Here is a 25,352-nt window from a genome sequence, read left to right on the forward strand (position 1 = left end):
ATCAATTTTATAAAGAAAATATTTTAAAGAAATGTATTTTAGCAACAAAGTACAGAATTTGAATATCATTTATAACATTGCTATTGGTTTAACAGAACGTCTATTGAAGTTCATTGTTTTATTCAATCAAAAAATTAAGTTTGGAGTCGAAGGTCGTTCACAAACTTTTTCAACTTTAAGAAATACGATTCAAGCCACTGACAAGTGTATTTGGTTTCACTGTGCCTCACTAGGTGAATATGAACAAGGTCTTCCCGTTTTTAAAGAAATAAAAAAACTTTATAAAAGTCATAAAATCATTCTGACGTTTTTTTCACCTTCAGGTTATGAAATTCGTAAAAACACAGAAATAGCTGATGCTGTCTTGTACTTGCCAATTGACACTAAACAAAATGCTAAACGTTTTGTGAATCACATAAATCCAGAACTTACTGTTTTTGTGAAGTATGATATTTGGCCTAACTATTTAAATGAACTAAAAAAAATAAAGGGGAGAGCCATTTTAATTTCAGCACTTTTCAGAAAAAATCAATCTTATTTTAAATGGTATGGACGTTTTATGCGTGACACCTTATTTGCCTTTGAACATATTTTCACGCAAGATGACAAATCAAAGAAATTATTGAAGACCATAGGTTATCACAATACATCTGTTTCTGGCGACACCAGATTTGATCGTGTTTATAGTCAGCTTGAACAAAACAATAGCTTGGATTTCGTTTCAGAATTTAAAGCTGAAAATCTCTGTTTTGTTGCTGGTAGCACGTGGCCAGAAGATGAGGATATACTTGTAGATTATATAAATATTTCAACTGATACAACCAAGTTCATTATTGCGCCTCACAATATAAAATCAGCTCAAATCCAAAAACTAAAGCAAAGCATTAAGAAGAAAACCATCCTGTTTTCAGAAAAAGAAGGAGCTTTACTGCACGATTTTCAAGTATTAATTGTTGACACCATTGGCTTGCTTTCTAAAATATACTTTTATGCTGATATAGCTTATGTAGGTGGAGCAATTGGCACAACTGGTTTGCATAACATTTTGGAACCTGCTGTTTTTGGCGTACCCGTTATAATTGGTAATAATCATAAAAAATTTCCAGAAGCCGCTCGAATGATAAAAAATGCTGGTGTTTTAGAAATAAAAGATGTGGAAGGATTTAAATTGATTATGAGCACATTATACGAAAACAAGACGTTTTTAAGCGCGCTTGGCGAAAAAAATTCAGATTTTATAAAAAAAAATACAGGAGCCGTAGTCCAAATCATGGACTACCTACGTATATAGTCCTGAAAGTGTCGTTGATAACAATGTTAAAAAATGTTAATTATTTTATTTAACATTCAAAATTAGTTGTTAAATTCGCACTATTAATTAACACTAAAACTTTAAACTAATGAAAAAATTATTATTAAGTGTTGCTTTCTTATTGGCATTGAGTATTTCTTTAACATCTTGTAGAGATGAGAAAAAAGCTGATTCAGCTGAAGACGCTATAGAAAATGCTGCTGATGCTACTGAAGACGCTATGGAAGACGCTGCTGACGACGCAGAAGGTGCTATGGAAGAAGCAGGAGAAGCAATTGACAATGCTGCTGAAGATGTAGAAGACGCTGTAAATAATGCAGTTGATGAAACTGGTGAAGCTCTTGATGATGCAGCTGACGCTGTTGAAGGTGCTGCCAATGATGTTAAAGACAAAGTTGAAGACGCAACTGATGACAATTAATTAGTTTACCAACTAATTATAAAAAAGTGCTCACCAAATGAGCACTTTTTTTATGCATAAAGGTTATGTTTTCACAAAATACTTAATAAATTATAGATATTTTATAATTTGTTTAGACCATGAGAAGTTATCCTCTTCGCACTATTTTACTCTTATGCCTGGCAATTTTAATAGTAGATTGCATAGCTTTTTATTGGCTACAACCTATTACAAGTTTATTATCTAGTTCTGTTTTAAGTTATATCATCAATATTTTATTTTGGTTTTTCTCTATTGGACTTATAACAGCTATTATTATCTTAAAAGTTAGACTAGATGGCATTCAACCTAGAAGAAAACAATTGTTAATATCCTCACTTTATGGTTTAACAATATCCTCTTTTATCCCTAAAATTATATTTGTAATCATTATTTCTGTTTTCTTTTTTGGAAACCATATGATTTCAAACAAGGAGTCTTTACTAATTATACCACTTATAGGTCTTTTTTCTGGATTCTTGCCTTTTTTTGTTATTGCCTATGGAATTTTCAAGGCAGCTTACCGCTTTAAAATCCATCACCTAGAATTGCCATTTGATAATCTTCCGGCAACTTTTAATGGTTTAAAAATTGTTCAAATTTCTGATTTACATTTAGGAAGTTTTAATCATCGTTTCAAAATATTAAAACGTGCATTTAAACTAACTAATGAACTAAATCCTGACATCATATGCTTTACTGGTGATTTGGTAAACAACTATGCCTGGGAATTACGTGGCTGGAGTAGAGTATTTAGAATATTGCAAGCCAAAATAGGCATGTATGCTGTTTTGGGAAATCATGATTATGGCGACTATAGCAAATGGCAATCAGAAGAAGAAAAAGAGAAAAATTTCAATCGGATAAAAAGTTTTTTAACAGAAAATGGTTTTAATCTATTACTGAACGAATCGGATTTGATTAAGATAGACCAAGACAAAATAGCCATTGTAGGTGTTGAAAATTGGGGGAACCCACCATTTAAGCAATATGGCGACTTGAACAAAGCCTTAAAACATGTTGAGAATAAAGACTTTAAAATCTTACTTTCTCATGACCCATCACATTGGAGTCAAGAGGTTATAACCCAAACAAACATAGCATTAACCCTTTCAGGGCACACACATGGGATGCAAGCAGGCATTCAATTAAAAAAGAAACAATGGAGTCCTATCAAATACAAGTACAAACATTGGGCTGGCTTGTATGAGCATGACAAACAATTTCTGTATGTAAATCGTGGTTTGGGCTGGATGGGTTTTCCTGGCAGATTAGGTATGCGACCTGAAATAACCTGTATTACTCTTAAAAGTGGTGAAGGTTAAAAAGATAAAAGCCTCTATCAAAAAAGATAAAGGCTTTTGTACTGAAGGCGGGACTTGAACCCGCACGGCCATAATGGCCATTGGATTTTAAGTCCAACGTGTCTACCAATTCCACCACTTCAGCTTACTTCGACATGCTCAGCACATCGCTTGGTATATTTTCAAGAAAGTTTTCAGAGCGAAAGACGGGATTTGAACCCGCGACCCTCACCTTGGCAAGGTGATGCTCTACCCCTGAGCTACTTTCGCAGTTTTTTAATGAACATACAACCTCTCGATTGCGGATGCAAATTTAAAATATTTCTAGGAATTGCAAAGCCTTTTTAAAAAAATAATACAATTTATTTTAGGCGTGTTTTTTCTTAACCAACATGCGTTTTATTTCATTGAGTTTCATTAAAGCCTCAACTGGTGTTAGTGTATCAATATCAATATGTAAGATTTCTTCCTTGATATTTTCAAGTAAGGGATCATCTAAATTAAAGAAGCTTAATTGTAAGTCATCATCTTTCAACGCTTTTACTTTATCGGTTAATTCTTCACTAGAATGCGATTTTTCCAACTTCTTTAATATTTTATTGGCCCGATTAATAACCTGTTGTGGCATTCCAGCCATTTTAGCCACATGAATTCCAAAACTATGCTCACTGCCACCTTGGACCAGTTTACGTAAAAAGAGTACGTTATCTTTCAATTCTTTTACCGAAACATTATAGTTTTTAATACGCTCAAATGTTTCTGTCATTTCGTTGAGCTCATGATAATGCGTAGCAAACAAGGTTTTAGCTTTTGCTGGATGCTCATGTAAATATTCACTGATTGCCCATGCAATAGAGATTCCATCATAAGTACTTGTACCACGACCAATTTCATCAAGCAAAACTAAACTGCGTTTTGAAATATTATTTAATATGGAAGCAGTTTCATTCATTTCAACCATAAATGTCGATTCGCCCATAGATATATTATCGCTTGCTCCTACTCTCGTAAATATCTTATCAACTAAACCAATTCTAGCCGATTTAGCTGGCACGAAACTTCCGGTTTGTGCCAATAACACGATTAATGCCGTTTGACGAAGAATTGCAGATTTACCAGACATATTAGGTCCAGTAATCATAATCATTTGCTGCTTCTCTCTATCTAGATAGACATCATTCGCGATGTATGCCTCACTAGGTGGTAATTGTTTTTCAATAACAGGATGACGCCCATCTTTAATATCTAAATCAAATGAATCGTCAATATTAGGATACACGTAATTATTATCGGTTGCTAATTGGGCAAAACCACATAAACAATCTAATTGCCCAATTAATAGAGCATTTTGTTGTACTGGTTTTATATACTGGGTCATCCAAAGAATGAGTTCTGCAAACAACTGTTGCTCTATAGCCAAAATGCGCTCTTCTGCTCCCAGTATTTTGGCTTCATACTCTTTTAACTCTTCCGTAATATAGCGTTCAGCATTCACTAATGTTTGCTTTCGTATCCATTCTTCTGGCACCTTGTCCTTGTGCGTATTACGTACTTCAATGTAGTAACCAAACACATTATTAGATGCTATTTTAAGCGATGTAATTCCTGTACGTTTGGTTTCGCGTTCTAGCATTTGATCTAAATACGCTTTTCCAGAACTAGACAAGCCGCGTAACTCATCTAATTCAGATGAAAAACCTTTAGCAATAGTATTGCCTTTTAGCACATTAACCGGCGCATCTTCGTTTAAAGTTTCCTTAATTTTTTCGCGAAGCACATCACAGCTTTGAAGGGTATCGCCAATAATTTTTAAGGCTTCATTATCACAATTAGATGCCAAAGCTTTAATGGGTACAATAGCTTCTAGAGAATTCTTAAGCTGTATAACTTCTCTTGGGCTGACTTTACTCGTGGCAATTTTGGAAATCAAGCGTTCTAAATCCCCAATGTGCTTGATATGGTTTTGAATTTTTTGATGAATGGATTTATGTTTACTCAAAAAATCAACTACCTCATGACGCTGTTTGATTTTTGTAATATCTTTTAACGGCAAAGCTAACCAACGCTTTAATAAACGCCCACCCATTGGCGAAATCGTTTTATCAATAACATTTAATAAGGTTACTGCATTATTATTGGTAGAATGGTACAACTCCAAATTTCGAATGGTGAATTTATCCATCCACACATAATCATCTTCTGCTATACGACTTATTGAGGTTATATGCTGCAATTTATTGTGTTGCGTTTCACCTAAATAATGCAAAATGGCACCAGATGCTATAATGCCTTCATATAAATCTTCAATGCCAAAGCCTTTTAAAGTTTTAGTCTTAAAATGTTTAATAAGTGTTTCGTTGGCATAATCGGTTTGAAAAACCCAATCTTCCAAATAAAAGGTGTGAAAATTCTGACCAAAAACCTCATTAAAATGCATGCGTTTTTGTTTAGACACTAATACTTCACTCGGATTAAAATTCTGAAGTAACTTATCAATATATTCAGCATTACCTTGTGCGGTTAAAAATTCACCCGTTGAAATATCTAAAAATGAAATTCCAATAAAAGTCTTAGCAAAATAAACCGAGCACAAAAAATTATTAGATTTTGAATTGAGAACCTCATCATTTAATGCCACACCTGGCGTCACTAATTCGGTAACACCACGTTTTACTATAGTTTTAGTTTGCTTAGGATCTTCCAGCTGATCACAAATAGCCACGCGCTCACCAGCTTTTACCAATTTGGGCAAATAGGTATTTAAGGAATGATGCGGAAATCCAGCCAACTCCGTTTCGCTCTCACTTCCTGCACCGCGTTTGGTTAAAATAATATCTAGAATTTTAGCGGCACGCACGGCATCTTGGCCAAAAGTTTCATAAAAATCGCCAACACGAAACAACAATAAAGCATCAGGATATTTAGCCTTAATGGTATTATATTGTTTCTTTAACGGTGTTTCTTTCTTTCCTTTTTTAGCCAATGTTCAACTGATTTTTATATATTACTTTTGCATAAAATGTAGGATTGCTAAAGTACTTATTAATTTAAGTTTTTTAAAGCCTGAAACTTATAAGTTATCTACAATTATCACAAGAAATTAACATGCGTAAATTAAAAAATAGCGAACTGGACCGATTGAGTGTTGACGAATTTAAAAACACGGTTAAAACACCAATTATTATTGTTTTAGACAACATTCGAAGTTTGAACAATATTGGATCAGTATTTAGAACAAGTGATGCCTTTTTAATAGAAAAAATATACCTCTGTGGTATAACCGCCAAACCACCGCACAAAGATATTCATAAAACAGCTTTAGGCAGCACAGATACGGTTGACTGGGAATATGTAGAAAACACTATGGATTTAGTTAAGCAATTACAAGAGGAAGATATTCACGTCGCATCAATTGAACAAGCTGATAATGCCACCATGCTAAATAATTTCACCCCAGAACGCAATAAAACATACGCATTGGTATTTGGTAACGAAGTCAAAGGCGTGCAACAAGAAGTTGTTTCTGCCAGCGATGTTGTTTTAGAAATTCCACAATACGGCACCAAACATTCGTTGAATATTTCTGTAAGTTGTGGTGTTGTGATTTGGGATATTTTTAGTAAAATCCAAACCCTAACATAAAGCCCTCTGAATTCGATTGATTAAATTTTAATATATTTTTATTGTTTTTCAATAAATATTTATCGTTATTTGTGTCTGAAAATTAAATCATGTTTTATTATGAAAACAAATTCAGACCGCATTTTATCCATCATGAAGTTTTTATTTTGGTTCATTTTTATTGGGCTTTGTGTGCAAACAGGAAGTCTCATACTAACATTTATATTAAGTTTGACTGGCCATATTGAAACTGCCTCAGATTTATATTTAGGCTTAAATTTAACTTCGCTCTATGAGTTTAGCACTTGGCAGTTTGTCAATCTCATGACATTAATTATAACCTTATCCGCACTAAAAGCTTATATAGCCTATTTAGTGGTTCAAATTTTTACCAAAATAAATTTTGATTCTCCTTTTAATGGTTTAACAGCCATGCGTCTTGGACAAATTAGTCATGTGGCGCTAGGAACTGGTATTTTAGCATTAATTGCAAACGGATACAACATGTATTTGTTTAAACGAAGTTTAATAGACTTATCGGCTCAACCGTTTGTTGAAGGTAGTCGTGAGTTTCTATTTCTTGCAGGAATTATATTTGTAATGGCTCAAATATTTAAAAAAGGTGTTGCTCTACAAAACGAAAACGAACTAACCATTTAAGTTATGCCCATAATTGTAAATTTAGACGTCATGATGGCGAAGCGAAAAATGTCTTTAAACGAACTCTCTGAACGTGTTGGTGTAACGCTCTCAAACCTTTCTATACTTAAAACAGGTAAAGCCAAAGCCGTTCGTTTTAGTACTTTAGAAGCGATTTGCAAAACCTTGGATTGCCAACCTGGTGATATTTTGGAATTTGAAAACGATTAACAGCTAATGGATTCCTGCCTACGCAGGAATGACAATTATGAGTAAGAAGTACAAAAAACCCTGGCCAACCAAAGCCGTTATGGAACAAATCTATGACCAGCATCTTTGGGGTGGGCACGATTTTGATTTTTATTCAGGTGAAGGTTCTCACAAACCTGAAATTATTAAGCCATATTTAGAACGTGTAATTTCGTTCTTGAAAACGCATCATGCAGCGTTAGAGGTATGCGATTTGGGTTGTGGCGATTTTAACATAGGTAAACAGCTCACACCATACACCAAAAAATATATAGCCATTGATATTGTTGAAGACCTCATTGAAAGAAATAAAAAGCTTTACCATGAAGTACATCTAGAATTTCATTGCTTAGATATTTCAAAAGATAAACTTCCAGCAGCAGATTGTATTATTCTGCGTCAAGTTTTACAACATCTCTCCAATGCTGAAATTCTAGATATCACAAAAAAACTAGAGGATTACAAGTATGTTATTCTAACCGAGCACTTACCAAATGATGACTTTACGCCAAACCTAGATATTATTTCTGGCCAAGGTATTCGGCATAAACACAATAGTGGTGTTAATCTTTTAAAATCTCCCTTTCATTTAAAAGTTAAGAATCAAAGCGTTTTGCATGAGCATATCTTGCCTAATGAAAACGGCTGTATAAAAACTATTCTCTATACAACGTATTAAATTACTTTGGTTTTAAATGCATAAAAAGCCTAACTTCGTTAGCGTAAAATTAAAACCAAAGTCATGAAAACCAACCTTTTTATTTTAGTATTTACACTCGCCTCGCTTTCTAGTTATGGACAAACACGAGCTAGAGATTTAGGCATTCCGTTTAAAGGTGAAACCGGAGAATTTAATGCCATAACAGATGTAAAAGGTGTAGAAGTTGGCTATAGCACCATAATTTCTGGTGAAGGTGAAAACATTGTTGGCAAAGGTCCTGTTAGAACTGGTGTGACTGCCATTTTCCCAAGAGGCAAAGCCAAAAAATTTAGTCCTGTTTATGCCAATTGGTACAGCTTAAATGGTAATGGCGAAATGACTGGAACCACTTGGATTACCGAATCTGGTTTTTTAGAAACACCTATTATGATTACCAATACCAATAGCGTTGGCGTAGTTCGTGATGCTGTATTAAAATATTATGTTGACAACGATTGGTATAAAGGCGAAGATTGGTGGTACACCTATCCTGTTGTTGCCGAAACCTATGATGGTTTTTTAAATGATATTTATGGCTTTCATGTAAAAGAAGAACATGTACTGGAAGCTATAAACGATGCCAAAACAGGTAAAATAAAAGAAGGTAACGTAGGTGGCGGAACTGGAATGATGTGTTTGGGTTATAAAGGCGGCACCGGAACATCATCACGCGTTATAAAAGTTGGACCAAAAGAATATACCATTGGTGTTTTAGTACAATCTAATTTTGGGGCAAAAAAAAATCTCACCATTGCAGGTGTGCCAGTAGGTGTTGAATTAAAAGACACTTTAAATTATGTGTATAAAGCACCACCAAAATCTAGACGACAAGAAGGTGATGGCTCCATAATTATTGTTTTAGCGACAGATATTCCGCTGTTACCACACCAATTAAAACGTGTGGCACAACGCATTCCATTAGGTGTTGGATTGGTTGGTGGACGTGGCAGTAATGGCTCTGGAGATATTTTTATAGCTTTTTCAACTGCCAATGAAGAAGCCTTTAATCGTGACGATTTTGCAACGGTTGAAACCTACCCTAACGACCAATTATTTCCTGTATTTGATGCAACCGTTAATGTGGTTGAAGAAGCCATTATTAATGCCATGATAGCAGCCGAAACAATGGAAGGCATTAACAACAACAAAGCTTATGGCATACCTCATGATCTTTTAGTAGAAACTTTAAAAAAATATAACCGTATTAAGGAATAAGGTGTTGTTAATTTGATTTGATTCTTAAGGTTTAAAAGTTAATTTATGCAGGTAATAAAGATTTAATATGAAAGATAGTTTTATTATTCTTTTATTTCTTCTAATTTATTTTTCTCCAGTTTTTTATCAACTACATTTTGTATTAAAAGAAAGAAAAAAAGGAAACCTTATTCCATTAAGGAAAGCAATTCGAATATTGAAAATCAGTATTTATATACTTCTTCCAATTACACTCTTTTTCACAATCCTTATGTATATTAATTTTTTAAACTACGAAAAACCAATTCCTTACAACAAAATAAATGATATATCTTTTAAAAATTTTAGAGGTCTTGAATTCTTTAAAAAATCACTTTATGGAAATAAACGATTTGCTTACATCGTAACTAATATTAAATCTGAAATCAATCGTGACGATGTAAAAATAGAATCCTATTTCCATCCCTCACGCTCATTTGTCTACAATTCTCATACAGCAAATGAAGAGCTTTTAACTCATGAATTATATCATTTTAAAATCACAGAACTATACTCTCGCTTGATTAAAAGTGAAATATCTAAATATGACACTTTAAACATAAAAAAAGTAAAAAACATAATTAATACATTTAAAAACAAAGAAAATGATTTTCAAAAAAAGTACGATTACGATACTTTTCATAGTTATGTTTTATCTGAACAAAAAAAATATGAAAGAACTGTAGATAGTTTATTACTTTTACTTTCAAATTTTAAAACACCAAAAATTAATATACATGTCAAAAATTAAGATTGTTTTATTTTCTATTATATGCTTATTAATATTGAATTGTAACAATAATGAATCTGAATTCCCATTAGATAAAAGATATTGGGATGCTATGGATTATTCAAATGCAATTCGAACTATTAAACTTAATTATACAACGAAAGAAACATTGCCAACTTTCAGCGACTCACAAACTCGTCCTATAATTGAAAAGTTGACCGATGAACAAAATTATTTGGTCGTATTAAATGACAGAGAACTTGGATTAAAGCATAGATCCAATGTAGCCACTGACTTCTTCAATAGATGGAGAGACATGAGCAGTATATATTTTATTAGAGATAGAAAAGACAATTTTATTTATGAGGAAGAATACTTAAAAGTTTTCCATTTTGGCTTAGGGTTACAGATAATGTACTTTAAGATTGGAAATGAAGAAATTCTTGAAAGAGTAGATGATCCTGATGCTTATCAAACAAAGAAGGTCATAAGATCTAACGCTCAAACGATAGTTAATAACTTCAATCATTATTTAGATGAAATTAACGATGAAAATTCTTATTCAGAAAAAGGCATCTTTCTTTTTTGTGATGGGATTGATAAATACTTTCCTAAACTAATAAATGAATTTCCTGAAGCAGATTATAGTGGTATGATTAAAAAAATAGATTTAATGGATAAAAAAAGTAATTCTCAAAAGGTAAAAGAGTCATTAACTAAACTCAAAGATTTAATAAACAACCAATAATTGAATAATTACAAAAATCATAGAACTAATTACTTTTTTCCAAGTGCTGCTCGAATCCTAGGGTTTGTAATGATAATTATTGGTCTTATTGGTATCTTTTCTAGAGGAATTGAAACTATATTAATTTCTTTCATTGGGTTTGGTATTTGCTTTACCAGATATGGAGTTTTAATTGATACTACAAATCATAAACTTAAGGATTACAACCAAGTATTTGGAATTAAATTCGGCAAGTGGGAATTATTTAAAAACTACCCATATATAACAGTACTTACTATAACTGAAAAATCCACTACTTATAGTCAATCCAATCTTGAAAATTCAACACGAAGAACTGTTTATCGAATTACTTTGCTAAATGAAAACCATTATAAAAAGCTTCTTCTAAAAAAATTAAAAAATGAGAAAGAAGCAAATAAGCTAGCTGAAGATTATGCTAAACTATACAAGCTAGAGAAAGTTGTTTACAGCCCAGGTTAATCTTTAAAGTCTATTCACAAACATTTGACACTTTTTTGACATTTTTTATACCGCAATAAGGAGGTCTTACCGCTACATTTGACTAAACGTAAAAAACAAAACCCATGAAAAAGCGTCTAATTATTTTTGGTCTAATTGCAGTAACCGTTAGTTTAGCTGCCTACAGTTTTATAAATCGAGAATCTAAAGTTTTAGTCAAAACAACAGAAGTTAAAAAAGACTTACCAGATACTTCAGTTAGTTTTGCAGACAAAAAACCATTAGAGTTTTTCTTTTATGTTGGATCACGTTTTGAGAGTATTAAAAAAAGTGAGATTGAAAACGCAACATCAATCTACGATTTCATTTCGGCTGAAGACAAAAAACAAATTAAAAAACTACATGCTACAGAGCTAATTTTAGTTATAAACGATAAGCGAACCCATATGCGCGAATATGGCACAGAAGAAAACCTCACAAGCGAACAATTAAAACTATTACAATCTATAGATTACTCAAAACATTTTGTAATGAAAGCGCTTTATGAGAATTATGACTCTGAGCATCACGATTTTAATCCGCATTATACCGTAGTTCCTGAAACGCAAGCATCGTATGAAGCAGGAAACAAGGCTCTATTAAAATACCTAAAGGAAAACAAATCTAAAGACTCACGTTTTATTGATGAAAAGAAATTACAAGCGGTTAAAGTGTCCTTCACCATTACAAAGGACGGCATCATGGAAAACGTGAATCTAGACAGAACCACGGGTTATCCACAATTAGATTTAGAATTAAAGGAACTCATTACGAATGCACCTGGAAATTGGATTCCAGCAAAAAATCAAGACGGCAATCCGGTTGACCAAGAGTTAGTCATGTCATTTGGATTGGCGGATATGTGCTAATTCACTTTACTGGTACCCAAACTTCCTCTTTAGCGTTTGAATCCATAGGATTATAGCCTTCAGGTAATTTTTCAAAATGCGGTCTGTTGTCTAATTCAAATTCTGAATTTGGCAACCAGTCTCCATGCAGGTGTTGCCAAAATTGCGGAAAGCCTTGAGCAGAACCTTGATACTTAAAAACCAAATAATTTCCAGCTGGAATAGTGAACAATTCCATGCCTTCAGGAACACTAGAAGCATCAGAAACCGCAACACCCACCCACTTTTCAAATGTAATTGATGGGTGGAATGCTTTAAAATCAAAATGATTATAATTTTGAAGTGAAAACGAATGAGTCCCTACACGGTTTTGAATGTCATGACGTCTCGGCATAAATAAGCGTGCTAACTTTCCTGTTTCCGCATTTATATTTTGAAATGACATTTTGGCTTTCATGCCAATCATAAAAACGTCTTCAGATTTCACCAATTTATAGTTCATTATACTACTTGCTATAGATTCCTGCCTACGCAGGAATGACAGTTAAATAATTTTGTCATGTTGAGCTTGTCGAAACATCTCAAAAAGATTTGTGAATTACTTCACCTATGATTTATTACAAATCTCATTTAAAATCCACAGATAATCTTCACGATTCTTTACAAAATCCCTATCCGAAATATCAATAGTTTTCACATTCAATTCGGTTTGATTCTTTAAGAATTCCAGATATCCAGAATTTATTTTATCTAAATAATCGTTGTCAATATTTTGTTCGTAATCGCGACCACGCTTTTTTATGTTTTCTTGCAAGCGCTCTGTGTTTTGATATAAATACACATACAATTCAGGCTTGGCAATATCTTTATACATTAAATAGAACAAACGTCTGTAGAGTTTAAATTCATCTTCTGGCAAGGTGATTTTTGAGAATATAAGCGATTTATAAATATCGTAATCACTAACAATAAAATCCTTAAACAAATCCAGTTGCGATAAATCGTCACTAATTTGCTGATACCTATCGGCCAGAAAACTCATTTCTAACGTAAAGGCATAGCGTTTGGCATCTTCATAAAACTTGGGTAAAAACGGATTATCTGCAAAACGTTCTAATATGAGTTTCGCATTAAAATCGTTTGAAATTTTAGTTGCTAAACTCGTTTTACCTGCACCAATATTACCTTCTATAGCTATATAGTTATATTGTGATAAATTAAATTGCTTACTTGGGTTTTTTAACCAAATATTGATAGGTTCAAGTGTGCTTTTATCTTCACAATTTTCTAATAATTCTGAAATAGTTTGATTTAGAGTTGGATGTACTTGTTTTGGTCCAATTTCAAATAAGGGTTGTAAAACAAATTTCCGGTTAGGCATTTGTGGGTGAGGCACCATCAACGCTTTGGTATGAATAATATCATTGTTAAAAAGCAGAATGTCTAAATCAATAATACGTGACTCGTAACCGCCAGATTTTAAGCGCTCACGACCCATTTTGGTTTCTATTTCCAATAAATTTTCTAATACCTCTTGAGCAGACTTCTCTGTTGAAGCCACCAAACAGGTGTTTAAAAAATCAGGGCCTTCAAAACCTAATGCAGGTGTATTATAAACCTTGGCTATAAGTTGTACGTGGCCTACTTTCTTAAAAATAGCATCAACAGCTTCTTGAAGATTTTTTAACCTATCCCCTTGGTTACTCCCTAATGATATATAAACGGTATTTTGTTGACTCATAGCGCAGGCCAAAATAACTAAAAGAAAATTTAATAGTTTATATTTACAAAGCCTATTTATTCACAATTTTCAATGACCGTAAAAGATAAACTTCTCGCACATCGCATCTACCTACTATTAGCCGCTTTATTTATTACCTCATTAGTTGTTTCAAATTTAATATTTCAGAAGTTTTTTTATTGGTATCCTATGGATATCGAAGTGTTTGATACTAAATTATTTGAAATATCAGTTGGTATATTACCTTATCCTATCACCTTTTTAATAACAGACTTAATTAGTGAGATTTACGGAAAAAAAGCAGCTAACCAAGTTGTAGTTACAGGAATATTTGCCTCTATTTTCTCAATGGCAATTATTTATACAGCCAATGCAGTTCCTGCTACTTCCTGGTCTCCAGTGTCAGATAAACTTTTTACAACTGTTTTTGGAAGCACTGCCATAGCCGTTATGGCTAGTATGTTGGCTTATTTGTTTGCGCAATTTGTGGATATTCAAATTTATCATTTTTGGAAAAACCTGACTAAAGGGAAACATTTGTGGTTACGCAATAACTTTTCTACGTTCTTCTCGCAATTTGTTGATACTTGCACCATTTTATTGCTACTTTGCTCATTTCAAATTATAGCTTGGGACAAATTCTTCGGTTTATTAGTGGCAGGATTTCTTTTTAAAGTCCTTATTGCGGTTTTGGACACACCTTTTTTGTATTTGAGCACATATCTGTTTCGAAAAAGATTTAATTTGAAAATCAACGAAGAGATTAGTCTTATTTAGTATTAAAGTTTTATTAAACTTCTGACATTCAAAGTCTAATCAATCTCAACAAACGTATATACCTACAAACCGATTACTATCACTTATGAAAAAAGCATTTAAAATAATTGGAATAACATTACTCATCATTTTAGCAATTTTATTGGCAATTCCTTTTGTGTTCCAATCACAAATAGAAAAAATAGTCCAACGCTATGCCGACGAAAATCTAAATGCCAAAGTATCTTTTAGTTCAGTTAACTTAAGCTTTATTAGAAGTTTTCCAAATGCACAAGTTGATATCAATGATTTGGTTATTACAAATTTTAAACCTTTTGAAGGAGAAACATTGGCAACATCGAAATCCATTTCACTTGCCATGCCAATAAAAGAAGTTTTCAAAAGCTCAAGTGATGAACCTCTTACTATCAACTCGATTAATTTAGACGAAACACTTCTGACTCTTAAAACCAATACACTTGGTGATGTAAATTATGATATTTTAAAGGAATCTGAAACTAAAAACAATGATAGTTCTGATGCACAAGGTTTTACATTTGATGTCAAGGACTACAGTATAAACAATAGTGCCATAACTTATATAGACGAATCATCAAATACCTCTTTTTTTATAACCGAATTCAACCACAATGGAAAAGGAACTTTTTCAGGCGAGCTTTCTGAACTGGATACAAAAACTGAAGGAAAAATCAGTTTAAACATAGATAGCACTAATTATTTAGATAATAATACGCTAAAACTAGATGCGTTAATTGATTTAGATTTAAACAAAAATAAATACACCTTTAAAGAAAACAAAGGTCTCATTAATCAATTACCAATTACATTTAATGGGTTTGTTCAACAAATTGAAAACGGTCAATTAATTGATATTACGTTTGAAAATCCAGGCTCGTCGTTTAAAGATTTCCTAGCTGTTATTCCCAAAACCTATAGCAAAGATTTAGAAAATGTGGAAACAACAGGTGATTTTAAATTAAATGGTATGGTAAAGGGCGAGATTACTGATAACTCAATCCCTAATTTAGATATAAAAATCAACTCCAACAACGCTTCGTTTAAATATCCAGATTTAGCAAAACGTGTAGAGAATATCAATATTGATGTAGCTATCAAAAACACAACTGGTAATACCGATGAAACCTACGTGGACATAAATGCTTTAAATTTTAAAATTGACCAAGATGTCTTTAAAGCATCAGGTACACTTAAAAATATTACAGATAATATGCTGGTTAACCTTGATATTGACGGTGTTTTAAACTTATCAAATCTGAAGCAAGCCTATCCTATAAATTTGGATCAAGACTTAAGCGGTATTCTTAAAACAAAACTTAATACGGCCTTTGATATGGAGGCTATTGAAACAAATGCCTACAGTAGAATAAAAAACACAGGAACGGCTTCAATTACTGGTTTTACTTACTCTTCAGAAGACATGGTAAACCCTATTCAAATTTCTAATGCTGATATGACCTTTAAACCAGGTACCGTTTCATTAAACAGTTTTAATGCCAAGACCGGAAGTAGTGATTTGGCCGCAACGGGTTCGATTAATAATTTGTTAGGATATTTATTAAGCGATAAAAAGCTTCAAGGCAATTTTAATGTTAGTTCCCAACAGTTTTTAATCAGTGATTTTATGGAAGCTGATGATAACGCCAAAGAAAAAAACAAAACAACGGCAGATAGTGAATCATTGAAAATACCAGATTTTCTTGATTGTACAATATATGCCAATGCTAAAACTGTTGTTTATGATAACCTCAATTTAAAGAATGTTGTTGGTAAATTGGTCATTAAAGATCAACGAGCAACTTTAAGCAATATGACTTCAGATATATTTGACGGAAAAATGTCTATATCTGGCGATGTTTCAACACAGGGTACAAAACCATCATTTAATATTAATTTGGGAGCTGATGGATTTGATATTGCACAATCATTTACGGATCTTGATTTATTAAAAAATCTTGCGCCCATTGCAAAAATTTTAGATGGTACATTGAACACCACGATCAACTTAAAAGGAGATTTAAATGAATCCTTCTCTCCAGATTTGCAAACTGTTTCAGGTGACGCTTTTGCTGAAGTTTTAACTCGGGAATTAAATGCTGAAAACAGTAAATTATTGACGGCATTGGAATCTAACCTCAACTTTATTGATTTTAACCAATTAGATTTAAAAGATTTAAAGACCAATTTAACGTTTGATAATGGTAAGGTTAATATCAAACCATTTTATATAAAATACAAAGATATTGACATTGGTATTGCAGGAAGTCATGGTTTTGATAAATCACTGGATTACAATTTGGTTTTCAACGTACCTGCTAAATATTTAGGAAGTGATGTAAACCGCTTAATAGGTAAAATAAACGATCCAGAAGTCAACAAAATAAGCATACCTATTTCGGCCAATATTGCAGGCTCTTTTACGAACCCTAAAGTTAGTACCGATTTAACTTCCGGTGTTTCCAAACTCATGAAACAACTCGTTGAGATTCAAAAGCAAAAACTTTTAAGTCAAGGAGAAAATACTATAAAAGATATTTTAAGCGATGTCATGACTGGTAATTCTGGAAATTCCAATACACCAAAAGACTCTACTGTTATAAAAACAGACACCACAAAAACAAATACACCCAATACAGAGCAAACCATAAAAAACATACTTGGTGGTTTACTAAATAAGAATAAACAAAAGAAAGATACTGTTAATTTAAAATAATAATAGTAACTTTGTCGTCCTTAAAATTTAAAACGAATTATGTTAAGAATAGAAATTAAAGAAGGTGAAAATATAGAACGTGCATTAAAACGTTACAAGCGTAAGCATAGAAATGTTAAGGTTATGCAGAATTTAAGAGAAAAGCAATTTTTCACTAAACCTTCAGTTAAACGAAGAAGAGAAATACAAAAAGCAGCTTATATTCAAGGTTTAAGAGACGCTGAAGACATATAGGCTTTTGCTTAAAATATATATAAAAACACGCTTTTAATAAAAAAGCGTGTTTTTTTATTTAGACTACCTTAATATTTACAACGAGACCTTCGTTAGAGCGAATATTAAAAACGGTTTGATCCTCAAAAATTAAGTACTGCCCTTTAATGCCCACTAATTTTCCGTTATAAATCTTTGCCTTTTCCAGATTTAAACTTTTTGGTTTTTCTGGATATTTTTCAACCGGAAAATTCAAATTAGTTTCCGTGTTGTTGGCAATGTAGTAATCAGAAGCTTCTTCAGGAATATAATCCTTTAAACGCTCACGCCATTCAACCAAATTCTCATCTTGAATATCATTTTTTAGCATAGTTCGCCAATTGGTTTTATCACTTACATGATCTTTTAAAGCTACTTCTGTAACACCCGCTAGATAGCGATTAGGAACCTCAACAATTTCTATAGCTTCATGAGCTCCTTGGTCAATCCAACGTGTAGGTACTTGACTCTTTCTGGTAACACCCACTTTTACATTACTACTATTTGCCAGATATACAATATGTGGTTGCAGTTGCACTTTCTTTTCGTATTCTAAATCACGATCCTCCTTATCTAAATGCGCTGTACTTAATTCTGGACGCATAATCCAATCGGCAGCTTGAGGAATATCAAAAAAACAACTTTTACAAAAACCCTGTCGGTAAATTGGCTTATTTAAACCACAATTTAAACATCGATAACCAACAAATTCAATTTCAATGGTTTTATTCAATAATTGATTTATATTAATAAAATCGTTTTCAAACACCAAATAGTACTGAATGGGTTCCAAAAATTCAGTTTCCATTTTTGTCAAAACACCTTGGTAGGTCATAAAAAAAAGTATTATTTTTAGTTTTTTTAAAGATAATGCAAATATGCCAATTCCTATAGTAAATTCTATTGCTTCGTGGTTTTTAAAAAAACGATTTCATCAAATTGATTTGTTTTTAAAATACCCTAACGAAGTTCAAACCGAATTACTAAACAATCTACTATTAAAGGCAAAAGACACTGAAATTGGGAAAAAATATGATTTTGAATCGATAACAAATTATGAGACGTTTTCAAACAGAATTCCCATTTCAACCTATGAAGATTATCACGAACTAATTGAACGTTCTCGACAAGGTGAAAATAATATTTTCTGGCCACAACCTATAAAGTGGTTTGCAAAATCCAGTGGCACGACTAATGCGAAAAGCAAATTCATTCCTGTGAGCCAAGACTCTCTTGAAGATTGTCATTATGCAGCGAGTAAGGACTTACTTTGTATGTATTTAAACAATAATGAAAACTCACAATTATTTACAGGGAAAAGTCTGCGATTAGGCGGCAGCAAGGAACTTTATAAAGAAAATGGAACCGTTTTTGGGGATCTTTCAGCTATACTTATAGACAACATGCCTTTCTGGGCCGAGTTTAGCAGCACACCGAGTAGCAAGGTATCTCTAATGAGTAACTGGGAAGAAAAAATGCAAGCTATAGTTGAAGAAACCATTCAGGAGAATGTTACAAGTTTGGCAGGTGTTCCTTCTTGGATGCTGGTGTTATTAAACAATGTTTTAGAAAAAACTGTTAAGGATAATCTTTTTGATATTTGGCCAAATTTAGAAGTTTACTTTCATGGAGGCGTTAGTTTTCTACCCTATGTGGATCAATACAAAAAAATATTACCAAAAAAAGATTTTAGGTATTACGAAATATATAACGCTTCTGAAGGCTTTTTTGCTATACAAGACCAGAATAAATCTAGCGAATTACTACTCATGTTAGATTATGGTATTTTTTATGAATTTATACCAATGGATACGTATGGAACAAAAAATGAGAAAGTTATTCCATTGAGCGAAGTTGAAACCAATAAAAACTATGCCGTAATAATTACGACAAATGCTGGATTATGGCGCTATAAAATTGGTGATACAGTTAGATTTACATCAACCAATCCCTATCGCATTAAAGTTTCTGGACGCACAAAACATCATATCAATGCCTTTGGAGAAGAACTCATTATTGAAAATGCCGAAGACGCCTTGAAAAAAGTTTGCAAAAAAACCAAAGCCGAGATTGTAGATTATACAGCCGCACCTATTTTTATGAATGGTAACGAAAAAGGTGCTCACGAGTGGCTTATTGAATTTAAAACACCACCTAAAGACATCAACTATTTCAATGAATTATTTGACAATGCATTAAAAGCGTTAAATTCGGATTATGAAGCCAAACGCTACAATAATATGACACTAAATAAACCAACTATTCATATAGCTAGAAATCATCTTTTCTATGATTGGTTAAAACAACATAATAAATTAGGTGGCCAACATAAAGTGCCAAGACTTTCCAACACAAGAGATTATTTAGATGACCTTCTTAAGCTTAATTGCTAATGCTTTTAAACGAAGATATTTGTTTTCAAAAAACACTTAACGAGATTAAATGTTAGTTGGTCTAAAAATCGTTACAGTCATTTTTTTCTTACAGAAAATAGTATAGTTTTACAGAGCTATTAATCATAAACAAGATAATTTATCATAATGTTGAATTATTAATTAACATCCATACAACCTAATAAAAAAGCCACTCAAATGAGTGGCTTTTTTTTCAACTAACTCGTTAATTTTCCTTTTTCAAAAACTCTATAAAATCTTCTGGTCGTGATAAGTAAGTCACACGATTATCTTCAATAATTTCTTCTAAATTCTCAGGATTACCAGAAACGCACAGCGGAATATCAGAATAAGAACACAAATCATCTACTTTAGGTAGTACCGTTTTATGTATAGGCGTCACAAACATGGTAAGCATCGCATCAGGGTTTACATCTTTTATAACTTGCTTTAAATTTATGACAGGTACATTTTGACCTAAATAATAGACTTTCCAACCCATTTCTCTAGCAATGTAATATGCCAAGAGCAAACCCAATTCATGATGTTCATACTCCGTTAAAAACATCACAATTGATTTAGCATTATCTTTGGGATAAGACAATTGATCAATGGATGAAAAAAAACGCTTCTTAATCAAGCTTGAAATAAAATGTTCTTGAGCTGGCATAACTTTATCAACACCCCAAAGTACTCCAACCTGATTTAGAAATGGATAAATGATTTCTACAGTTGTCACTAGCAGACCTCTTTTTACAATCTGCTCCTTGACAACTTTATCAAAAGCCATCTCATCCATGTCTAACATAGAAGCAATAAGTGCATTTATTTCAACTTCATGATTTTCGTCAGTTATCTGGCTCGTAACAGCATCGTGAATTTCGGTTTCAGACATTTTATCAATTTTAGATATTCTAAAACCATTCTTTGTCAATAAACTAATATTCAATAGTTTTTTTAATTGACTATCTGAATAATATCTGATGTTCGTATCTGTTCGCTCTGGATCAATAATACTATAACGGGTTTCCCATTTTCTCAAAGTATGAGCATTAATACCAGTTAGAGTGACTATTTGTGCCATTGTATATTTACTCATGTCTAATAATTTACAATGCAAAGTTATACAAAATAATTCACTTTTCAAGAAATCATAAAGAAATTTTTGTCCAATTTTTTTTTATTTTAATTTGACAATAACAAATTTATTTATATATTTGTCCAATCTTAAACATAAAACAATAGACAAAATGAAAACAACGAAATTATTATTGCTATTTGTAAGTATTGCTTTTTTAAGTTTATCTTGCAGTAGTGACGACGACAATTCGACTCCGTCGAATCCAAGCCCTCAACAAAAGAATATTGTTGAAATTGCTTTGGAAACTCCAGAACTTTCAACTCTTGTAGCTGCTCTTACAAGAGCAGATGGCAATTTAGTTGCTGTTCTTAATGGTGATGGACCATTCACGGTATTGGCTCCAACTAATGCTGCATTCACAGCTTTTTTAAATCAAAACGGATTTGCATCTCTTGACGATGTTCCAACTGACGTGCTATCTCAAGTGCTTTTAAACCATGTTATTATGGCTGATGTTACTTCTAGTGATTTAGCGTCTATGGGAGCAGGATATGCTTCAGGGAGCGCAACAAGTAGTGTTGGCTTACCTATTAGTATCTTTTTTGATACTTCTAATGGCGTAAGATTTAATAACGCAGGTGCAGTAACAACAGCAGACATAGACGCCTCCAATGGAACCATACACATTATTAATGGTGTACTAGGGTTACCAGATATTGTAGATCATGCTATTAACAATCCATCATTTACTAGTTTGGTGACAGCTTTAGGAGCTGCTGATGGTGATTTAGTGTCTGATTTAAGATTAGATGGTCCATACACAGTTTTAGCACCAGATAATGATGCTTTTGAAACGTTTCTTGATGGCACTCCTTTAGGAAGTGTAGATACTGCAGTTTTAAGAGAAATTTTATTAAATCATGTTTTAGGTGGCGCTATCAATTCAGAATTTTTGATTGATGCTGGAGCAGGTTACACTATAACTTCAGCTACAGGAGCCGGTGGAAATGCCATGAGTTTATATTACAATACTAGCAGTGGTGTCATGTTTAATGGGATCTCAACTGTTTCTGAAGCAGATGTTGTTGGAACTAATGGAATTATTCATGCTGTTGACGCTGTTATTGGCTTACCAACAGTTGTGACATTTGCAGCCGCAGATCCTAACTTTTCTACGCTTGTTTCGGCATTAACTGATTTAACTCCTGGAACTGATTTTGCTGAAATTTTATCTAGAACTACAGGTAGTAATGCAGATGGCATTAATCCAGATTATACGGTTTTCGCTCCTACCAATGGTGCGTTTGAGGCACTAATTGAAGATTTAGGAGGCGTACCTGATGAGGCAACATTAACAACTGTATTATTGTATCACGTAGCTAGCGAAGCTAATGTGACTTCTGGAGATTTAATGGTAGGTGCTAACCCAGTAACATCTCTACAAGGAGGTGTCTTTACTTTAAACGTACCAGGCACAGGCGATAATATTGCTGATATTACAGACGGTTCTGGCGCCACAGATATAGGAGTCATTGCAGTTGATGTGCAAGCATCTAATGGTGTCATTCACGTTCTTAACAAAGTAATGTTACCAAACTAAAAGATTTTACTAATAGATATAGACAATTTAAAACGGACTAATTTCAGTTGTTTTAAGTTAGTTAGATAGTGAGCCGGTAGCTAATTTTGGTTACCGGTTTGCTTAATTAAAATTTATTGTAAATTTAAAAGAATGAACTCAAGTAAAATTATTGTTATTGGCTCTGGATTTTCGTCCTTATCTGCTGCATGTTATTTAGCAAAGCAAGGTCATCAAGTTACCGTTCTTGAAAAGAATAAAACCGTTGGCGGACGTGCCAGACAATTCAAAAAAGATGGGTTTGTTTTTGATATAGGACCGACATTTTATTGGATGCCAGACGTTTTTGAACGCTTCTTTAATGATTTCAATAAATCGACATCAGATTATTACAAGCTAGAGAAACTCAATCCGGCCTATCAAATTTATTTTGGTAAAAATGACTCCATAAGTATTTCTGACAACCTTGATGACATAAAAAAAACATTTGAAGCTATTGAATCTGGTAGTGGCAACAAACTTCAAAAATTTATTGATAAAGCACATGCTAATTATAATATCGCAATAAAAGATTTGGTTTATAAGCCTGGTGAGAACGTATTTGAAATCATCAATGGCAAAACATTTCTAAAACTGCATGAGTTTATACTAACCATTAAAAATCAGGTATCTGGATATGTTAAAAATGAGAAGTTGCGAAAAATACTAGAATTCCCAGTACTATTCCTTGGAGCTAAACCGAGTAACACGCCTTCATTTTACAACTTCATGAATTATGCTGATTTTAAACTTGGAACATGGCATCCCAAAGGCGGCATGTATGAAGTAGTTAAAGCTATGACAACGTTAGCTAAAAGTCTTGGTGTAAACATCATAACAGATAGTGAAGTAATCAATATTGAACTAAACAACAAAAAAGTAACAGGAGTAAATACTAATAACGGTTTACTGAAATGCGATATTCTTTTGAGTGGTGCCGATTATCATCATACCGAATCACTATTGCCTGAAAATTACAGGCAATATTCTGAGACCTACTGGGACAAAAAGACCTTTGCACCTTCAGCATTACTCTTTTACGTTGGTTTTAATAAAAAACTAAAAAACGTTTCACATCATACCTTATTTTTTGATACTGACTTTGAGGAGCATGCCAAAACTATTTATGACACAAAAAAATGGGCTGAAAAACCACTATTTTATGCAAGCTTCCCAAGTATAACTGATGACTCTAGTGCTCCACAAAATAAGGAATCTGGTATATTCTTAATCCCTATTGCTCCAGATATTGAGGATACAAATGACATTAGAGAACATTACTTTTCTCAACTCATACAACGTGTTGAAAAAATTACTGGAGAATCCTTAAAAGAGCATATTCTTTTTAAAGAATCCTACTGCGTAAATAACTTTAAAGAAGACTATCATTCTTATAAAGGCAACGCTTATGGTTTGGCAAACACCCTATTACAAACACATGTTTTAAGGCCGAAACTCAAAAGCAAAAAAATTAATAACCTATATTTCTGTGGACAACTTACTGTACCAGGACCAGGTGTACCACCATCACTTATTTCAGGCAAAATAGTGAGTGATTTAATAAAAAAATATCATCAAAAATGAAAGCATTATTTGACACATCTAGTTTAAAGTGCAGTAAGGTTGTAACCAACGCCTACAGCACATCATTTTCATTAGGAATTAAACTATTTGCCCCTTCAATCAGACCTGCTATTTATGCCATCTATGGCTTTGTACGTTATGCCGATGAAATTGTTGATTCATTTGAACATTACAATCAAAAAGAACTGTTTAATGATTTTATGGTAGATTATCACAAAGCTTTGGAGCGTAAAATAAGTTTGAATCCTATTATAAATTCATTTCAAGAAGTGGTTCATAAATACCATTTGCAAACCTATGCTGAAGACTTTTTAAAACGTATGGAATCTGATTTGTATATTACAGAGTATGACACGAAAGAAGCTTATGAAAATTACATTTATGGTTCGGCAGATGTTGTTGGTCTCATGTGTTTGCGCGTTTTTGTAAACAATGATGAAAACAAGTTTAATGAATTAAAATTATCTGCCAAGCATTTAGGATCAGCCTTTCAAAAAATAAACTTTTTACGTGACTTTAAGGACGATACTGAAAAACTAGGACGTTCGTATTTTCCAAATTTATCGCATAATAACCTAGACAACATAACTAAACAAGAAATCATTGAAGATATTGAGGTAGATTTACTAGAAGCCTACAACGGTATTATACAATTACCAATGGAAAGTAAATTAGGTGTTTACATAGCATATAGATATTATTTGAAATTACTTAAAAAACTAAAAAAAGCTGACTCAAAAAAAATATTAAATGAGCGCATACGAATTTCTAATGGCATTAAATTGTTTATTCTAACCAAATCTTACATTCGTTATAAATTTCATGCTTTTTAATGTTTAATTAAATTCTTAACT

General features: G+C 32.8%; 24 protein-coding genes and 2 tRNA genes. 19 read left to right on the forward strand and 7 right to left on the reverse strand.

Translation table 11 applies throughout. The annotated features are described in order from the left end of the window. Positions 1 to 31 precede the first annotated feature (31 nt). From C1S72_RS05940 to C1S72_RS05950, 3 genes are all read left to right on the forward strand, one after another. On the forward strand, positions 32 to 1,291 hold the full coding sequence (locus C1S72_RS05940) for a 3-deoxy-D-manno-octulosonic acid transferase (RefSeq protein WP_104734723.1): 1,260 nt from the start codon (positions 32 to 34) through the stop codon (positions 1,289 to 1,291). 109 nt (positions 1,292 to 1,400) lie between these two features. Further along, complete coding sequence (locus C1S72_RS05945) at positions 1,401 to 1,733, forward strand: hypothetical protein (protein ID WP_104734724.1); 333 nt, start codon at positions 1,401 to 1,403, stop codon at positions 1,731 to 1,733. Positions 1,734 to 1,852: 119 nt separating this feature from the next. Continuing rightward, on the forward strand, positions 1,853 to 3,076 hold the full coding sequence (locus C1S72_RS05950; protein WP_104734725.1) for a metallophosphoesterase: 1,224 nt from the start codon (positions 1,853 to 1,855) through the stop codon (positions 3,074 to 3,076). 39 nt (positions 3,077 to 3,115) lie between these two features. Here the strand turns inward: C1S72_RS05950 and C1S72_RS05955 are convergent. From C1S72_RS05955 to mutS, 3 genes are all read right to left on the reverse strand, one after another. Continuing rightward, positions 3,116 to 3,200: transfer RNA gene (locus C1S72_RS05955), tRNA-Leu, on the reverse strand. Positions 3,201 to 3,253: 53 nt separating this feature from the next. Next, a tRNA-Gly gene (locus C1S72_RS05960) sits at positions 3,254 to 3,325 on the reverse strand. Positions 3,326 to 3,422: 97 nt separating this feature from the next. Beyond that, positions 3,423 to 6,038, reverse strand: coding sequence for a DNA mismatch repair protein MutS (gene mutS / locus C1S72_RS05965; protein WP_104734726.1), 2,616 nt, complete (start codon positions 6,036 to 6,038; stop codon positions 3,423 to 3,425). Positions 6,039 to 6,160: 122 nt separating this feature from the next. Between mutS and C1S72_RS05970 the strand changes: the two genes are divergently transcribed. The 9 genes from C1S72_RS05970 to C1S72_RS06010 all read left to right on the forward strand — a co-directional run bounded on the left by C1S72_RS05970 (position 6,161) and on the right by C1S72_RS06010 (position 12,342). Continuing rightward, positions 6,161 to 6,697, forward strand: coding sequence for an RNA methyltransferase (locus C1S72_RS05970; protein WP_104734727.1), 537 nt, complete (start codon positions 6,161 to 6,163; stop codon positions 6,695 to 6,697). Positions 6,698 to 6,796: 99 nt separating this feature from the next. After that, positions 6,797 to 7,336 carry a DUF2975 domain-containing protein gene (locus C1S72_RS05975; protein WP_104734728.1) on the forward strand — a complete coding sequence of 180 codons (540 nt, stop codon included), beginning with the start codon at positions 6,797 to 6,799 and terminating at the stop codon, positions 7,334 to 7,336. A 3-nt stretch (positions 7,337 to 7,339) separates the two neighbouring features. Then, on the forward strand, positions 7,340 to 7,546 hold the full coding sequence (locus C1S72_RS05980; RefSeq protein ID WP_104734729.1) for a helix-turn-helix domain-containing protein: 207 nt from the start codon (positions 7,340 to 7,342) through the stop codon (positions 7,544 to 7,546). 37 nt (positions 7,547 to 7,583) lie between these two features. Then, a complete protein-coding gene (locus C1S72_RS05985; protein ID WP_104735801.1) occupies positions 7,584 to 8,243 on the forward strand; it encodes a class I SAM-dependent methyltransferase in 660 nt (219 codons plus the stop codon). Between the two features lie 63 nt (positions 8,244 to 8,306). Then, the gene (locus C1S72_RS05990; protein WP_104734730.1) at positions 8,307 to 9,479 is read left to right on the forward strand and encodes a DmpA family aminopeptidase; all 1,173 of its coding nucleotides are present in this window, start codon (positions 8,307 to 8,309) and stop codon (positions 9,477 to 9,479) included. A gap of 67 nt (positions 9,480 to 9,546) precedes the next feature. After that, on the forward strand, positions 9,547 to 10,248 hold the full coding sequence (locus tag C1S72_RS05995) for a hypothetical protein (protein WP_104734731.1): 702 nt from the start codon (positions 9,547 to 9,549) through the stop codon (positions 10,246 to 10,248). Continuing rightward, the gene (locus C1S72_RS06000; RefSeq protein WP_104734732.1) at positions 10,235 to 10,975 is read left to right on the forward strand and encodes a hypothetical protein; all 741 of its coding nucleotides are present in this window, start codon (positions 10,235 to 10,237) and stop codon (positions 10,973 to 10,975) included. The genes C1S72_RS05995 and C1S72_RS06000 overlap by 14 nt, the downstream gene beginning before the upstream one ends. Next, positions 10,976 to 11,455: a hypothetical protein gene (locus tag C1S72_RS06005; RefSeq protein ID WP_104734733.1), complete on the forward strand. Its 480-nt coding sequence runs from the start codon at positions 10,976 to 10,978 to the stop codon at positions 11,453 to 11,455. Positions 11,456 to 11,559: 104 nt separating this feature from the next. Then, positions 11,560 to 12,342 carry an energy transducer TonB gene (locus C1S72_RS06010; RefSeq protein ID WP_104734734.1) on the forward strand — a complete coding sequence of 261 codons (783 nt, stop codon included), beginning with the start codon at positions 11,560 to 11,562 and terminating at the stop codon, positions 12,340 to 12,342. Position 12,343: 1 nt separating this feature from the next. Here C1S72_RS06010 and C1S72_RS06015 read toward each other — a convergent pair whose 3' ends face one another. After that, positions 12,344 to 12,823: a GyrI-like domain-containing protein gene (locus tag C1S72_RS06015; RefSeq protein WP_104734735.1), complete on the reverse strand. Its 480-nt coding sequence runs from the start codon at positions 12,821 to 12,823 to the stop codon at positions 12,344 to 12,346. Between the two features lie 105 nt (positions 12,824 to 12,928). Then, positions 12,929 to 14,062 (reverse strand): 2-amino-4-hydroxy-6-hydroxymethyldihydropteridine diphosphokinase, encoded by a 1,134-nt coding sequence (gene folK, locus C1S72_RS06020; RefSeq protein ID WP_104734736.1) that lies wholly within the window; start codon positions 14,060 to 14,062, stop codon positions 12,929 to 12,931. 72 nt (positions 14,063 to 14,134) lie between these two features. Here folK and C1S72_RS06025 point away from each other — a divergent pair, with 72 nt between their 5' ends. The 3 genes from C1S72_RS06025 to rpsU all read left to right on the forward strand — a co-directional run bounded on the left by C1S72_RS06025 (position 14,135) and on the right by rpsU (position 17,804). Further along, positions 14,135 to 14,839 (forward strand): queuosine precursor transporter, encoded by a 705-nt coding sequence (locus C1S72_RS06025; RefSeq protein WP_104734737.1) that lies wholly within the window; start codon positions 14,135 to 14,137, stop codon positions 14,837 to 14,839. Between the two features lie 85 nt (positions 14,840 to 14,924). Then, positions 14,925 to 17,570, forward strand: coding sequence for an AsmA-like C-terminal region-containing protein (locus C1S72_RS06030; protein WP_104734738.1), 2,646 nt, complete (start codon positions 14,925 to 14,927; stop codon positions 17,568 to 17,570). A 39-nt stretch (positions 17,571 to 17,609) separates the two neighbouring features. After that, positions 17,610 to 17,804, forward strand: a complete 195-nt coding sequence (gene rpsU, locus C1S72_RS06035) for a 30S ribosomal protein S21 (protein ID WP_104734739.1) — start codon at positions 17,610 to 17,612, stop codon at positions 17,802 to 17,804. A 58-nt stretch (positions 17,805 to 17,862) separates the two neighbouring features. Here the strand turns inward: rpsU and C1S72_RS06040 are convergent, their stop codons facing one another. After that, positions 17,863 to 18,657, reverse strand: a complete 795-nt coding sequence (locus C1S72_RS06040; RefSeq protein ID WP_104734740.1) for a DUF2797 domain-containing protein — start codon at positions 18,655 to 18,657, stop codon at positions 17,863 to 17,865. Positions 18,658 to 18,700: 43 nt separating this feature from the next. Here C1S72_RS06040 and C1S72_RS06045 point away from each other — a divergent pair, with 43 nt between their 5' ends. Beyond that, on the forward strand, positions 18,701 to 20,215 hold the full coding sequence (locus tag C1S72_RS06045) for a GH3 auxin-responsive promoter family protein (RefSeq protein WP_104734741.1): 1,515 nt from the start codon (positions 18,701 to 18,703) through the stop codon (positions 20,213 to 20,215). Between the two features lie 226 nt (positions 20,216 to 20,441). On the opposite strand, the gene C1S72_RS06050 is transcribed toward C1S72_RS06045, so the two are convergent. After that, complete coding sequence (locus C1S72_RS06050) at positions 20,442 to 21,314, reverse strand: MerR family transcriptional regulator (protein ID WP_104734742.1); 873 nt, start codon at positions 21,312 to 21,314, stop codon at positions 20,442 to 20,444. A 151-nt stretch (positions 21,315 to 21,465) separates the two neighbouring features. Between C1S72_RS06050 and C1S72_RS06055 the strand changes: the two genes are divergently transcribed. The 3 genes from C1S72_RS06055 (at position 21,466) to C1S72_RS06065 (ending at position 25,331) form a co-directional block, all read left to right on the forward strand. Continuing rightward, positions 21,466 to 22,896: a fasciclin domain-containing protein gene (locus C1S72_RS06055; protein ID WP_104734743.1), complete on the forward strand. Its 1,431-nt coding sequence runs from the start codon at positions 21,466 to 21,468 to the stop codon at positions 22,894 to 22,896. A 132-nt stretch (positions 22,897 to 23,028) separates the two neighbouring features. Then, entirely contained in the window at positions 23,029 to 24,498 is a 1,470-nt protein-coding gene (locus C1S72_RS06060; RefSeq protein WP_104734744.1) for a phytoene desaturase family protein, read from the forward strand. Then, on the forward strand, positions 24,495 to 25,331 hold the full coding sequence (locus C1S72_RS06065; RefSeq protein WP_104734745.1) for a phytoene/squalene synthase family protein: 837 nt from the start codon (positions 24,495 to 24,497) through the stop codon (positions 25,329 to 25,331). Before C1S72_RS06060 ends, C1S72_RS06065 begins: the two co-directional genes overlap by 4 nt. Positions 25,332 to 25,352 lie beyond the last annotated feature (21 nt).

The organism is Hanstruepera ponticola, from assembly GCF_002940745.1.
Taxonomy (GTDB): Bacteria; Bacteroidota; Bacteroidia; order Flavobacteriales; family Flavobacteriaceae; genus Hanstruepera; species Hanstruepera ponticola.

What these genes read in the sequence shown, in the direction of transcription:
- C1S72_RS05940 (WP_104734723.1), top strand. Translation starts at nt 32, where the DNA reads ATGTATTTTAGCAACAAAGTACAGAATTTGAATATCATTTATAACATT.
- C1S72_RS05945 (WP_104734724.1), top strand. Translation starts at nt 1,401, where the DNA reads ATGAAAAAATTATTATTAAGTGTTGCTTTCTTATTGGCATTGAGTATT.
- C1S72_RS05950 (WP_104734725.1), top strand. Translation starts at nt 1,853, where the DNA reads ATGAGAAGTTATCCTCTTCGCACTATTTTACTCTTATGCCTGGCAATT.
- C1S72_RS05970 (WP_104734727.1), top strand. Translation starts at nt 6,161, where the DNA reads ATGCGTAAATTAAAAAATAGCGAACTGGACCGATTGAGTGTTGACGAA.
- C1S72_RS05975 (WP_104734728.1), top strand. Translation starts at nt 6,797, where the DNA reads ATGAAAACAAATTCAGACCGCATTTTATCCATCATGAAGTTTTTATTT.
- C1S72_RS05980 (WP_104734729.1), top strand. Translation starts at nt 7,340, where the DNA reads ATGCCCATAATTGTAAATTTAGACGTCATGATGGCGAAGCGAAAAATG.
- C1S72_RS05985 (WP_104735801.1), top strand. Translation starts at nt 7,584, where the DNA reads ATGAGTAAGAAGTACAAAAAACCCTGGCCAACCAAAGCCGTTATGGAA.
- C1S72_RS05990 (WP_104734730.1), top strand. Translation starts at nt 8,307, where the DNA reads ATGAAAACCAACCTTTTTATTTTAGTATTTACACTCGCCTCGCTTTCT.
- C1S72_RS05995 (WP_104734731.1), top strand. Translation starts at nt 9,547, where the DNA reads ATGAAAGATAGTTTTATTATTCTTTTATTTCTTCTAATTTATTTTTCT.
- C1S72_RS06000 (WP_104734732.1), top strand. Translation starts at nt 10,235, where the DNA reads ATGTCAAAAATTAAGATTGTTTTATTTTCTATTATATGCTTATTAATA.
- C1S72_RS06010 (WP_104734734.1), top strand. Translation starts at nt 11,560, where the DNA reads ATGAAAAAGCGTCTAATTATTTTTGGTCTAATTGCAGTAACCGTTAGT.
- C1S72_RS06015 (WP_104734735.1), bottom strand. Translation starts at nt 12,823, where the DNA reads ATGAACTATAAATTGGTGAAATCTGAAGACGTTTTTATGATTGGCATG.
- folK (WP_104734736.1), bottom strand. Translation starts at nt 14,062, where the DNA reads ATGAGTCAACAAAATACCGTTTATATATCATTAGGGAGTAACCAAGGG.
- C1S72_RS06025 (WP_104734737.1), top strand. Translation starts at nt 14,135, where the DNA reads ATGACCGTAAAAGATAAACTTCTCGCACATCGCATCTACCTACTATTA.
- C1S72_RS06030 (WP_104734738.1), top strand. Translation starts at nt 14,925, where the DNA reads ATGAAAAAAGCATTTAAAATAATTGGAATAACATTACTCATCATTTTA.
- rpsU (WP_104734739.1), top strand. Translation starts at nt 17,610, where the DNA reads ATGTTAAGAATAGAAATTAAAGAAGGTGAAAATATAGAACGTGCATTA.
- C1S72_RS06040 (WP_104734740.1), bottom strand. Translation starts at nt 18,657, where the DNA reads ATGACCTACCAAGGTGTTTTGACAAAAATGGAAACTGAATTTTTGGAA.
- C1S72_RS06045 (WP_104734741.1), top strand. Translation starts at nt 18,701, where the DNA reads ATGCCAATTCCTATAGTAAATTCTATTGCTTCGTGGTTTTTAAAAAAA.
- C1S72_RS06050 (WP_104734742.1), bottom strand. Translation starts at nt 21,314, where the DNA reads ATGAGTAAATATACAATGGCACAAATAGTCACTCTAACTGGTATTAAT.
- C1S72_RS06055 (WP_104734743.1), top strand. Translation starts at nt 21,466, where the DNA reads ATGAAAACAACGAAATTATTATTGCTATTTGTAAGTATTGCTTTTTTA.
- C1S72_RS06060 (WP_104734744.1), top strand. Translation starts at nt 23,029, where the DNA reads ATGAACTCAAGTAAAATTATTGTTATTGGCTCTGGATTTTCGTCCTTA.
- C1S72_RS06065 (WP_104734745.1), top strand. Translation starts at nt 24,495, where the DNA reads ATGAAAGCATTATTTGACACATCTAGTTTAAAGTGCAGTAAGGTTGTA.